This window comes from Neobacillus niacini (genome assembly GCF_046591715.1).
Classification (GTDB): Bacteria; Bacillota; Bacilli; order Bacillales; family Cytobacillaceae; genus Neobacillus; species Neobacillus niacini_L.
Genome location: NZ_JAWVNQ010000001.1, coordinates 707959 through 721112 on the forward strand (window position 1 = coordinate 707959; position 13154 = coordinate 721112).

At 38.3% G+C, this 13154-nt stretch carries 7 protein-coding genes; 6 read left to right on the forward strand and 1 reads right to left on the reverse strand.

The annotated features are described in order from the left end of the window. Positions 1-6: 6 nt before the first annotated feature. Positions 7-1473 carry a glutamate synthase small subunit gene (gltD, locus tag SFC47_RS03565; RefSeq protein WP_411252868.1) on the forward strand — a complete coding sequence of 489 codons (1467 nt, stop codon included), beginning with the start codon at positions 7-9 and terminating at the stop codon, positions 1471-1473. A 205-nt stretch (positions 1474-1678) separates the two neighbouring features. On the opposite strand, the gene SFC47_RS03570 is transcribed toward gltD, so the two are convergent. Beyond that, positions 1679-2260, reverse strand: coding sequence for a M15 family metallopeptidase (locus tag SFC47_RS03570; protein WP_411252869.1), 582 nt, complete (start codon positions 2258-2260; stop codon positions 1679-1681). A 321-nt stretch (positions 2261-2581) separates the two neighbouring features. On the opposite strand from SFC47_RS03570, the gene SFC47_RS03575 reads away from it, so the two are divergent. From SFC47_RS03575 to SFC47_RS03595, 5 genes are all read left to right on the forward strand, one after another. Beyond that, entirely contained in the window at positions 2582-5224 is a 2643-nt protein-coding gene (locus SFC47_RS03575; RefSeq protein WP_411252870.1) for a polysaccharide lyase 8 family protein, read from the forward strand. Between the two features lie 154 nt (positions 5225-5378). Next, positions 5379-6452: a Wadjet anti-phage system protein JetD domain-containing protein gene (locus SFC47_RS03580; RefSeq protein WP_411252871.1), complete on the forward strand. Its 1074-nt coding sequence runs from the start codon at positions 5379-5381 to the stop codon at positions 6450-6452. Continuing rightward, positions 6443-7954 carry a hypothetical protein gene (locus SFC47_RS03585; RefSeq protein WP_411252872.1) on the forward strand — a complete coding sequence of 504 codons (1512 nt, stop codon included), beginning with the start codon at positions 6443-6445 and terminating at the stop codon, positions 7952-7954. The genes SFC47_RS03580 and SFC47_RS03585 overlap by 10 nt, the downstream gene beginning before the upstream one ends. Beyond that, complete coding sequence (locus tag SFC47_RS03590) at positions 7951-8700, forward strand: DUF6063 family protein (RefSeq protein WP_411252873.1); 750 nt, start codon at positions 7951-7953, stop codon at positions 8698-8700. Before SFC47_RS03585 ends, SFC47_RS03590 begins: the two co-directional genes overlap by 4 nt. Beyond that, positions 8678-13141, forward strand: coding sequence for a hypothetical protein (locus SFC47_RS03595; protein WP_411252874.1), 4464 nt, complete (start codon positions 8678-8680; stop codon positions 13139-13141). Before SFC47_RS03590 ends, SFC47_RS03595 begins: the two co-directional genes overlap by 23 nt. The last annotated feature ends 13 nt before the right edge of the window (positions 13142-13154 follow it).

Here is a 13154-nt window from a genome sequence, read left to right on the forward strand (position 1 = left end):
GGAACAATGGGAAAAACAACTGGATTTATGGAATATTCCCGCGAAAAAGTGGGTGAAAGAGATCCGTTAACACGTCAAAACGATTGGAAAGAGTATAATGTTCCTTTTACCGATGAAAAGCTGCGTATCCAGGGGGCACGGTGCATGGATTGCTCCATACCCTTCTGTCATACCGGGATGGAAATTCAAGGAGCAACGTCAGGCTGTCCGATTCACAACCTGATCCCGGAGTGGAATGATTTAGTCTATCAAGGCCGTTGGAAAGAAGCGCTTGATCGGCTGCTAAAAACAAATAATTTTCCTGAGTTTACAGGAAGAGTCTGCCCGGCTCCATGTGAAGGTTCATGTACATTGGCGATTTCCGATCCAGCTGTAGCCATTAAGAATATTGAACAGGCAATCATCGATAAAGGCTTTGAAAACGGTTGGATTACTCCCAGAATTCCAAGGTCAAGGACTGGAAAAAAAGTGGCGATAATCGGTTCCGGTCCTGCTGGTTTGGCAGCAGCAGATCAGCTCAATCAAGCAGGTCACTCCGTAACTGTATTTGAGCGCGCAGACCGTCCAGGTGGTTTGCTTATGTACGGAATACCAAACATGAAGCTTGAAAAAGAAGTGGTAGAACGTCGAGTAGGTTTATTGAAACAAGAGGGTATCGAATTCGTTACGAATACAGAAGTCGGGAAAGATATCACAGCTGATGAACTTCAAGCACAATTCGATGCGGTAATCCTTTGTACAGGTGCCCAAAAGCAACGCGATTTAGTGATTGAAGGCCGTGAAGCAAAGGGAATTCACTTTGCGATGAATTATTTAACGCTAGCGACAAAAAGTTTATTAGATTCGAACTTTGAAGATGGTCAATTTATCAATGTTGAAGACAAAGACGTCATCGTTATTGGTGGCGGGGATACAGGTGCAGACTGTGTGGCAACAGCGCTTCGTCAAAAAGCCAAGAGTGTCGTTCAGTTCGGTAAGCATCCGCAATTACCTGGTGCTCGTACATCTGATAATTTATGGCCAGCTTATCCAAACGTCTTTACAATGGATTATGCTTATAAGGAAGCAGAAGCCAGATTTGGTGATGATCCACGTGAATACTCAATTCAAACAAAGAAAATCGTCGCCGAAGAGAATGGAAATCTTAAAGAACTTCACACCATCCAAATGGAGAAACTGAAAGATGAAAATAATCGTTATTATTTTAAAGAAATCCCAGGCACTGAAAAAGTATGGCCAGCTCAGTTTGTGTTTATCGCAATCGGCTTTGAAGGTACTGAACAGCCTCTGTTAAGCCAATTCGGTGTCAAAGCAGTCAACCAAAAGGTGGCTGCGAGGTACGGTGAATTCAAAACGAACGTTGAAGGGGTGTTCGCTGCAGGTGATGCGAGAAGAGGTCAGAGCCTCATCGTCTGGGCAATCAACGAAGGCCGGGAAGTCGCAGATGAAGTTCATAAATACTTGATGCGGTGAACCAGAAAGTCTCTAAATGAGCCACAAGAAGCACAAGGGATAAGGAAGTGCTGGGAGAATCGTGCCCGTGAGGTGAGGTTTATAGAGTATTAGGTAACGATTCTGAGAGAAATCTGACGCGAGGTGTCGTTTTCAGAGATTATAAAACTATAAAAAGGGGAACAAAGCACATTTAAGTAAATGTGCTTTGTTTTGTGTGGTTGTACTAGTTATCTGCAACGTTGGATGATTCATCAGGTCTTTCTCCATTCTGTAAATCAGCAATGGTCAGTCCAAAATCCATTTGGAAATGTGGGTAATCTTTAAAATCTTTCCAATCTCCTCCCCACTCAAACCCTAGTGACTTAGCTATTTTCACGACCTCGGACCAATCGGACTTTGCATTTTGATTTCGATCATATTGACGATCCCAAACGACATCTCCTGAAGGAGTCTCAAGTGCAAAATCAATCGCGAGCCCATAATTATGATAGGATTCTCCACCTTTTGCATTCGTGACTATATTTCCCTCTGTGGTACGTCCTTGTTCATAAAGGGTGTTCTGCTCATCTATACTGCGAAAACCGTCCGTAATCAAAACAACTATTCCTATCTTTGCTGCTTGTTGGACTAATTGGTCGCTCCGTTCCTTTACGAAAGGATGGAGCTCAGTTGGTAAAGGTACATCTTGGTCTTGTTTAATCCCTGTTGCCTTAGAGGGCTTAGTATCATTTTCTTTAAATATTAATATAGTGCTAATTCCTATAACAATTAGAAAAAGCAAAAATTTAACCGCTCTTCTATTCATGGTGAAACTTCCTCTCGTATTAAAAGAACGCTAGCTCCTGCTGTTGCCACACATTCTTCATCTTTCTCTATCTCTATCACTCTTTTATATTTCAATATTAACCTTAGACAAATCTTAAATAGTAGTAAACTAATCTGTTAAATAATAAACAATCACGAACCTCTAGTAAAGAGGACTGGCTCAATTTTAAGAAAAGTTTAAAGTGTACCGTCACGTCTTCTTGGTTTAAGGTCTAGTTTAAGTCATTGTCTTGTATTTTTTTACCCTTTAGAATGAAACATGTATTAGGAATTACTAAAAAATATGTAGGACGGTGTTAGAATGGAAAAAAAAACAATAAAAATTTTGGCTTCTTCACTTACATTATCAACTATGTTGTCAATGCCAATGATTAGCTCTACCAGCATGGCACATGCCTCTCAAACATCAGCCTCTAGTGCTCTTACCTCAACAGAAACTACTAACAGTGATACTGAAAATCAATTCGAAATATTAATGCAGAACTACAAAGAATATCTTGTTGGGAATGAAAGTATCAATAGTAACCAGGTACTCGATATTAAAATAAATAAGGTCCATAGTGATGCAGCGAATGTATTAAAGAAATTTCTTCCGGTTGACCAAAGAGTTAATGGGGAAGAAAAACTGTTATTTAGTGGCTTGCCGCTTGGAACGAGTGATTCCAATTTAAATAGTTCCTATTTAAATTTATACCAAATGGCATTAGCTGCAAAAACACTGAAGAGAGAAGGTCTAACTGGTGAAAATTTATATCAAGACGAGGAGACCATTGCAAAAGTAATTGATGGATTAGATTGGCTATACACGAACTTCTTCAAGGACCAAGAAAAGGGATATTATGGAAACTGGTACAATTGGGAAATAGGGATGCCGACCAATATTACAAAAACAATGCTTTTGTTGCATGATGAGATTAATGCAGCTAAACCTGAGCTTATCGAAAACTATGTGAATTCAATGGACTTGTACTTGAGAAACGGTAAAAATGGGGATGTTGATTTAGATTCTCGTTTTCATACAGGTGCGAATTTATCTGATATTACAACAAACCGAATCATACAAGGTGCCATAACAGGTGACGATGCAAGGATATCAAAGGCAGTGGAAAATACCCTGACAGTTTTCAAGACGATTGACCCTAATAATATAGTAAATGGTAATACGGATGGGTTTTATGAAGATGGTTCATTTATCCAACATGATCGGGTAGCCTATACTGGTTCGTATGGAAGAGTGCTGTTAGGCAGGATGATCCAGACGATGAAAATACTAGATGGCAGTCAATATAACCCAGAGGAAATCTTGGTTCCTACGGTTAAGAATTGGATATACAATGGTTTCTCGCCAATCATGTTTGAAGGATATAACATGGAAATTGTGAAGGGAAGAGCAGTGTCACGGAGTTCCGGATCAGGGTATGGAGATGCGACAAGTGTTTTGGAAGCGATGGTGGATTTAACAAAGTACTTAACAGATGATGATAGTATCAAATTAAAATCTCATTTAAAATATATTGTGGATAAATCAAAAGCTGCAGTATCAACATCGTCTTTTATCTCTTATGATGCGATCGTTAACTTTAATAATATTATTAGTGACTCAAAGATTATTGCTAATAATGGAATAGATTCGAATGGCCATCATGCATTTAATTTGATGGATAAAACGGTCCATTTAAGAGATTCATATGGTTTTGCTTTCTCAAGAAGTTCTAATCGAATTGCAAAATATGAATTTATGAGCGGGGAAAATTTAAAACCATGGTTCCAGGGAGATGGGGCATTTTATTTGTATTTATCCGGAAGAGATCAAAGAAAACAGTTTGGCGTTAATTATTTTGCTACAATCAGCCCTTATCAATATCCGGGGACAACTGTACCAGAAGAAGAAAGAAAAACAATCCCAGAGCTCTATGGGAAACAATGGTATGAAAATACAGCACATCCATTGAATTTCTATTCATCATCTGAATCGCAAAATCATTATGTCTATTTTCCAACAGGAACCAATACTTTTTCAGGTGGAGTAAAATTAGGGAAATATGGTGCAGCAGGGATGCAGCTGGGTGACGAAGTCGGTTATCAAGACAAACAAGCGGGACTTCTGCCTGATGATTTTGTCGTCTATAAAAATGCTGACGCCAATAAGTCTGCCTTTATGTTTGACGATGAAATTGTTTTACTAGGATCCGGAATTAAAGATCAACTTGGGAGAAAGGTAAATACCACTCTGGATAATCGAATGTTTGAAACAACCGAAACAAGTACCATTACGGGAGAAACCAATGATAATCAACGTCTTAATAATCCTGCCAATGGGGATTACCATTTAAAATGGATTAATTTCAATACGGACACTCCGGGAACTCAAATTGGCTATTATTTCCCAGAATCCTCAGCCATAAAAGTATCAACCAACACAGTGACCAACAGTCTAAGGAATATCCGTACACCTAACCCAGATACATTTGTAACCCGAAATTTCTTTACATTAGGAATGAATCACGGAGTTAATCCACAGAATTCCAAATACGCTTATGTGATTTTACCAAACTTCGGAGCTGAGGAAACCAAGGAGTATGCAGAAAATCCGAGCATAAAAATTTTAGCAAATACCGAAGCTGTCCATGGTGTAGAAAATACGAAACTAGGTATTAAAGGGTTTAACTTCTTTTCTGGTAAAAGGACTAAGGTGAGTAATGTTACCTCCTTCAACCAAGCTTCAATCCTAGTAAAAACAGATGGGGACACGATGACAATTGCCGTCAGTGACCCGACAATGAGTTTAGAAAAAATGAAGCTTTCAGTCGAAGTACCTAATCCCTCTGTAATTACAGCAAGTGAGGGAGTAAAAACCTCCGTATCCAGAAAGAAAGCACTGATTCATATTAATTCTGCAAAATCAAATGGAAAGAGTTTCGAAATAAAGCTTAAAATGAACTAATAAACCCAAGGGGACGGTTCGGTGGCCAAATGACCACTAGAACCGTCCCCTTGGGTTTTCCCTTGGGTTTTATTATTCTAAGGAAATTTCATTTACCACCAATTGCCTAACTAGTTTATAATTAAAGGATGTCGAAATTAGAAGAATTAAGCAGGTGAGTACGATCGATATTATTGAAACTCGGGTGAGAGGTTTTATAGCTGATATTCAACACCCTAAACAAAAAAAGAAGATTAATATTAATGATTTAGAAGTTCAGCTGCGAAGGCTTATGGATAATTATTTTGAAATGGATGGTTATTCTTTGTTTTACCATGCCATTCAAACACTAGCAGCAGAGGGGCAGCTTACCCCTATTCTTAACAATCAATATAATGGAAGAACGCCGGCACTTGCGTTATTTTACTGGGTTAATGTCAAAGTTCAAGAAAACAAATGGGATCGTCTTGCGATGATGAAATTAAGTGATCAGTTTGATTTTTCTTTTTATGAACGGCATCCCGAATGGCAGACACAAGACGAATGGGATCGCATCCAGAAGGTGTATACATTTCTGCAAACTAGCAACGAACGAGAAGTAGTGTCAGTCGAGGAAAGAAGTCTGGAGCTTTTTGGCCATGAAAAATTCTTACTTGACGGTGAGAGCTTTCCAGATGGTAAAGGCTTTTTAGCTAGAATTGGAATAGCAGAAGACCAATTGAAAATGGTGAACTACGGAGAGCCTTTTGTATTTTGGATGAAACAAGGGAAAGAAATCAAAGATATACAGCGTGTCCTAATTGTTGAGAATCTCTCTTTCTTCCATACTGCTATAAAGTTATTGGAAGCAGGTCAATTAGATTATGAACCCGAACTGATTATATACGGTGAAGGAACAAAAATTGAACGGAGCTTTTCTTTTTTCTTTCGAATGTTTCCTCCTAACAACTATCTTTTCTATTACGCAGGAGACCTTGACGCTGCCGGATACGGAATTCTCTATAGACTTATAGATAAATACCCCGATTGCTGTATTCAGCCAGCCTTGAAAATATATCGCAAAATGTTAGAATGCTATGAACAGAAGAATGTCCAAAAACAAGGGCAGACACAAAACATGAAATACCGTGATTCCTTTTTTCAATGGTTTACGGAAGAGGAAGAAACGCAATTAATGCAATTATGGCAGGATAATAAGCGGATTCCTCAAGAGGTATTAACAATTGAAACCTGGAGGCGATGGATGTGAATGAATCATGGGAAGGTTTCGGCAAGAGACTGCAGCGTTTAAACCCATTATTTGAGCTTGGGAGAGGAATGGAAGTGGGTGAGCTGAAACCTCACATCCAAGCCATTCTCATGCAAGTGCTTCTCACCATCTTTTACAGAGAATTAAATGATGATGACCACAGGCGTAAATCCGATATCAAATATATGGTAGAAGATTCTATTAAACAAATGAAGCTATTAGCAGATGATAAACAAATTGAACGGATCACAAGCGGGCTCTTGTATCAAGGGAAAGAGGAGTACAGTAAACCGTTCGAAGCCTTATATTACGATGAAATAAAACAATCCTGGGAGACGCAAGTTTTTCGGTATGTCACCATGGATGAGCTTTATACAAATTTAGAACTTGGCGGATCCATTGTTTATAAACTCACAGATGTTGCTCAAGAAATGATTTTTATGAGCCGGGAAATGGCTGAGGAATTCTCCATCACGATTGAACAACTATACAGTATGCAGTTGATTAAAAACGGTAATTTCAGAAAGGCCACTCGAAACCTCGATCACCTCATTTCACGAGTAAACCGCTTAATGGCTAAGGAATTCACTTTTCAAAAGGATATGATTAACAATCCTAAAATCTTACTAGCTGAAGAAGAATGGCAAAGAGCCGACAATCGTGTTGAAATTGAAAAGCAATTTGAAGAAGAAAAAAATCATTTCCGTACGATTACTAGTATGATAGATAAAACAAAACGCAGAAATGAAGAAGATGATCTGATTCAGAAGGAATTGGTTCTTCTTCAAGAAAAAATTGGTCATACCAGGCAATTGCATGATCGTTTTGCGAAGCTCGTCATTCAAAATATTTCCTATGAGATGAAATTAAAGGCAGAAAACCCTTCATTGTTTTGGGAAACCAGTCTGGTGTCATTTCGTGAGCAATTTTATGAGAATTGGTTTACGAAGGAAGGGTTTCTACGTTTTTCAGAAATAGAAAGCGTTCTTTCACCTTTATTTTCGCCGAAGAATGAATTTATTTTGCCTCTTGATTGGATATGGGGTGAACAAGAATATGATGAAAAACCATTAAAAGAAACATTAGTGGAAGAGGAGACCGAAGAAAGCATTACTCAACAGCGTGTGACGAACTGGGAATCAGTTATAAAGGCGTGGAGCTATGTTTTTCAATTTTTACAAACGTACGGAGAGTTTTCGTTAGCAGATTTAGCATCGCTGCCACTAGAAGTGCAGGATTTATGGTTTGAAGAATCTGAAACAATTGATTTGTGGATGATGTTTGATAAAAAACCGCTGAAAGTTCAAGTACTCCACCGGAAGGAAGAAACATTAAGCGATGAGCGGGAAATTCTTCTATATAAACTAATGATAGAATATCCGCAATTCCAAGTGTTTGAAGGTACAAAGATTTTTACACAATTTGATCATCGAGAAAAACCGCATCATTGGTATCAAATGAAAATCACCCCATTTAAAATCTGTGTACAGGAGGGAAAATGATGAATGCAGAAAGTATTAAAAAGGCATCTGGGGTCTATTTTACACTATTAAAAGAGAAAGTAATTGACGAGAATAGTGAACACTTTCAGATTTACTTTGATCCGGAAGTAAGACAGACGGTTCTTTTATTAGCAGACGAATCAGGTACCTATATTATTGAATCACCCAAACGCATCCAATTAGTCGTTCAGCCGACCGGCTCGGTCTTTGCAACGAATTTTACCCATATGAAGGAAAAGCATAAGCAAGTGGAAACGAAGAAACACTTTCATTTAATGAGCATCGTCATTATGTCTTTCTTAGCAGCAATTGATCAAAATCATGCTGCAAAAATTCGAACAAAGCGTGAAGGAATTAGCTACTATGCACTAGAACGGGAAGTCAATGATTTAATCACCAAATGGGATAGTATTCTTAAAAATAAACCAAGCTTTGGCGAAGAAGAACGAATTGATATGAAAGAAGTTGTGACCACTTGGAAATACATGGAGGTCGATAGTGACGATTATGGTTTAAAAAAAGGCAATAGGCGGACGAGAATCGGCTTAATTGCTGGAGCAATGAGGATATTAGAAGCCGAGGGACTAATCGTCATTCTTGACCGGGACGATATTCCAAAAGTAATTCCAAAAACAGAGTTATTTGAGCGAATTGAATATCTGTACCATGACTATGATCGTTATGAACTATTGAAGAAGTTAATGACAAGTGAGGAGGTTGAGCATGCCGAAAATCCATCGAATTAGAATAGTTAACCTGAAGTATGATGGCATGCAAAAGCAATATAAAGATACGACTTTTAATTTTCATAACAATGAGACATCAACCAATGGTCTCATTGCCATGATGAATGGCGGAGGAAAAGGTGTATTCCTTCAAACGATTTTTCAAATACTCAAACCTGGAACTTCGTGGGGTAAACAAAATAATCGTTATTATCAGCAGTTCTTTTTTAATAACAAAGAGCAATTTATTCCCTATACCTTTCATGTTCTGATTCAATGGGAATTGGATGGAGCAGACCGCCGGCATCTGATTACAGGAGGAATGTTTTCAGCGGAACAGCGAATCTCAATGAATGAAGAAAGCGGAAATGAAAGTAAATCCTTAGAGCAGGAAGCCAAAATTCTCCCTAATATCACCTTTTATACGAGAGAATTTGAACGGAAAGAAGAAGCTGCGCTTGAGCATATTCCTCTCTATGAAAATGATGAAGTTACAGAACCTGACACTCTAAAAGACTACTTAAAATGGAATGGATATGATGTTTATCGGGATACGAAGAAACACTATCGTATTCTGGATACATACGGAATTAACCGTAAAGACTGGGATATTATGAAGGATATTAACAAGGATGAAGGAGGAGTAGGGAAGTACTTCGAGGGAGCCGAGGATGACCATTCCCTCTTCCAAAAACGAATCATTCCTACTGTTAGCCAAGTCTTGCACCGAACCGAACATCAAAGAAATGATCTTGTAGAGATTTTCAAGAGCCAGGCAAGTATAGCTAAGGACCTTCCTGTTCTTTTAAAAAGAGAGCAAGCCCATAAAGAGTTTTTAGAAGATATTGTTCCATTTGAAGAGCACTTAGCAAAAGGAGTGGAACATAAAGAAATCGTTCAAGCAAGTATACAGACTGGGAGACAGCTGCTTGGTGCACTACAGTATTTGAAACAGTCTGAAGAGGAAAGTTTGCAGGCTATAGAGAAGAAGATGGAGAAATTAATCATTAGGCAGGCAGAACTTCGCTATCAAAAAGATAATTTAGAGTTTGCAAAAGCTCACCGAGAAGTATTGGATTGGGAAAAGAAATTAGAGGAAGAAAGAGCTAAACATGCTTCTTTTCAAGACATTGTAAAAGTAAAACAGGAACGAAAAGAACAATTGGTTTTCCAAGCTTTATTAAAAGAGTGGTATGAAAACGAACAATGTATAAGCTCGTTGTCACAGCAGATCGCGACATTGGAACAAAATAGCGGTTTAGAGCAAGTGAATCAGAGAATGGCTGAAATTAAAGCAGAAGCTCGAAAAGAATGGGAGAAATCCTATCAATCAATTCAAGATCGTGCAAAAGAGTACTTGGGGTATCAAAAGTTCTTAAAGAAAAAAGCAAAAGAACTATCGCAGCAGGATAAACAAAAGACAAAAGACATTGCCCAGCTTAGTACGGAAATTGATTTTCTTTATACGCAAATCCATAGCTTTGAATCAAAGGAAGGAGCACTCATTCAAACATTTGGCGACCGCTTAAGCTATGACTTTACCGGCTTGAACGAGAGTCTTCTTAAACAAATTGAAGATAAAAAAGCTAGAATAGTAGAGTTGCAGGCAAAAGATAAACAATCTAATGAACTGCAAAACAAATTAGCGGCCTCGCAAGGTACGCTCATTCAATCGATTCAGTTTTCAGAAGAAAAGTGTGAAGAATTAAATAAAGCCAATGAAATACAAAAGCAAAAAGAAGCAAAACTATTTGAGCGGCTTCTAGCTATATTAGATGACGTGTCTGCACCGTTTACGCATTCGCTTTTATCCAAGTATAGTTTACAAATAGAAGAAACACTTAACCAAAACCGCCAGCAGGCTGAACAAATGAAAAAGGAGCTTTGGGAAACACAACTCGACCATTCCTTAAACGATGAGCCTTTCTGGATCGCAAATAAAGATGTAAAGGAATTAAAGGAATGGATTGATGAAAAGACCGGGATTGATGTGTTTTATGGAACTCAATTTCTTCAATCATTAGGAATAGAGGATATGACGAACTGTTTGATGTCAAATCCGCTCCTTCCATTTGGTTTGGTTGTAAGCGGACAGCAATGGCAAAAAATTAATCAGCAGGTTCTCTCAGGCAGAATGTTTAAAAGTCCAGTACCGATTTTCTTGCGCGAGGAAATGAATAGAGAATTAAATGAACCCTCTTTTGTGATCATTAACGGAACGGAGACAAAGCTGTTATCGGATAAAAACCAATTCACCAATTGGAAAATAAATGTTTCGAAACAAATAGAGGAAAAGAAAGACGCACTCCTAGAAATCGAAAAGACAGAGTCGTCATTGCGACGAATTTTAAAAGAAATTGACCGGTTTTTATCAGGTGAGCTCTCTAGTGATATCGAAAAAGCTTATAACCAAGAACAAAATGCTCTCCTGTCCAAGAAAACACAATTACAGGAAATCAAAACTCAAGCTGATAAAGAAAAGGAATTACAGCTTGGGATAAAGGAGCAGTTGGAGAAATCAAAAATCAAGATAGAAAAGCTGACAAAAGATGTAGAAATATTAGAAGCTTTTAATCAAGAAAAAACACTTCACCAAGAAAATAAACGGGTTAAAATGGAGAAAGAGAAACAAAAAGATGTGTTAACTATTCAGCAGCAGGAAATAGGGATAGAGCATCAAACTACTGTTGATCTTCAAAACCAGTGGAGTCAAACGTATATAGAATGGAAGCTTACATTAGAACAGAATATAAAGGAGTTATCTTTCTTTATTGAAGAGGCTGTTTTTCCTCCTGAACAAAAAGCGGACCATAGCGAAGAGGTCCCTCAGCTTTCAACGCATTTACTAAAAGAGATAAACGGAAGTATGGAAGAGCTAAAGCAGCTGCAAAAATCAAAAGAAGAGCAGGCTAGAGAACTGCTTATACTTCAAGCGAGAAAAGAAACGGAACAAAAGCAGCAGAAGAAATTAGAGAAGAAACTTACATCTCATAATGAAGACTGGATGGATGCACAAGAACCATCTGAACCAATCAGTATATTAGAAAACATGCTTCAAACTGCACAAAAGGAAGCAAAGTCAGCGGAAAAAGATGAACGGGATCAAGGAACAGCCGTAACCGTGGCAGAAACTTCTTTGAAGCATGCAGGTGAGCAGCGTGAAAAGTCAGGAAAAAAAGTCGAAAAGCATGAAAAACAGCCTGAAGAATGGGCAGATCTTGACTTAATGGTAAAAGAAGTAGAAATTAAAGACCAAACAAAGTTGACGAAAGAAGAAGTAAAACAGGCTGAGAAACGTAAAAAAGAAACTGAAAATAACATTACTGGGTACGAAGGAGACTTATTAACCTTATCCGTAATCCTAAAGGAAGAAGCAGGAGTATTTACGAATGAGGACGTTGAAAAAATTAAGAGTCAAGGAAAAGCATGTATTTTATCCTGGTGTGAAGAACATCAAAACATTCAGGAAGAAGGCAAGGAGAAGCATGCGAAAATTGATCAATCATTAAGGAATTTAAAGCTCACTATTGAAGGTAAAGATTGGGAGATTAAGTTTAAAAATGAGGTATTAACAACACTAGACCATTTGGATACAAGACATTATACGCATATCCAAAGCATTGTGAAAAATATGAAGCGATTTTCCCAAAGTGGATTGGAGCAATTGGAACGCGATAAGGAAAGAGCTGAGAAGGCGCAAAATTTCTGGGCCAGCCGTGCCAGCATGAAAGTTATGAGTATCTCTGAAGCTATTCGTTCGATGGCTGCGAAAATGAAGCTGAAAAATGAACGAGGATCCTTTCCACTTGTCCAGCTTAAAGAGGATATTTTACCTAAAAAGCCCGAGGATATTGAGCCGCTGTTGAAGCAGCATTTCGTCGCAGCAATAAATAAAATTACCAAACAATTTGATTTGATAGATGATCACAACCGAGCCTTAGATGAGGAAATAAGACAACTCATAAGTGATGAGCAAATCTTATTCGTGTCACTACGAAATCGATATCCGGAACTGCTCGTATATAATATGAGAACGGATAATGCCTTTATGTACGGGAAACCTCAAAGAGAGCACTATTCAACCTGGCAGACGATTAATCAAGGTTCAAAGACGAAATCCGATGGCAGCGGGGGGCAAAAGCTTTCAGCCCGAATGGTAATGATGATGATGTTACTTTCCGTTAAAAGTGAAACCGATCAAAGCTGGGTTCCTTTAGTCTGTGATAATCCGTTCGGACAAGCGGCATCAGCTCATGTCCTTGACCCGATATTTGCGGTTGCAGAAAAATTGAAGTTCCAATTTATCGTCGTTACACCTCCAGAATTGGTGAAAACGGAAATCAGTCAAAGATTTGAATCCTATTACAAGCTAGACTTCATTCGGGAAAAGGGAAAAGAAATTGTTTCCGACACGATTGTTCCAGCATTCCGGATTTATCAGGGCGAAGAGGTTGCACAATGATTGCTGCATCAAA

Coding starts and splice junctions, on each gene's coding strand:
- gltD (WP_411252868.1), top strand. CDS start 7: ATGGGAAAAACAACTGGATTTATGGAATATTCCCGCGAAAAAGTGGGT.
- SFC47_RS03570 (WP_411252869.1), bottom strand. CDS start 2,260: ATGAATAGAAGAGCGGTTAAATTTTTGCTTTTTCTAATTGTTATAGGA.
- SFC47_RS03575 (WP_411252870.1), top strand. CDS start 2,582: ATGGAAAAAAAAACAATAAAAATTTTGGCTTCTTCACTTACATTATCA.
- SFC47_RS03585 (WP_411252872.1), top strand. CDS start 6,443: ATGGATGTGAATGAATCATGGGAAGGTTTCGGCAAGAGACTGCAGCGT.
- SFC47_RS03590 (WP_411252873.1), top strand. CDS start 7,951: ATGATGAATGCAGAAAGTATTAAAAAGGCATCTGGGGTCTATTTTACA.
- SFC47_RS03595 (WP_411252874.1), top strand. CDS start 8,678: ATGCCGAAAATCCATCGAATTAGAATAGTTAACCTGAAGTATGATGGC.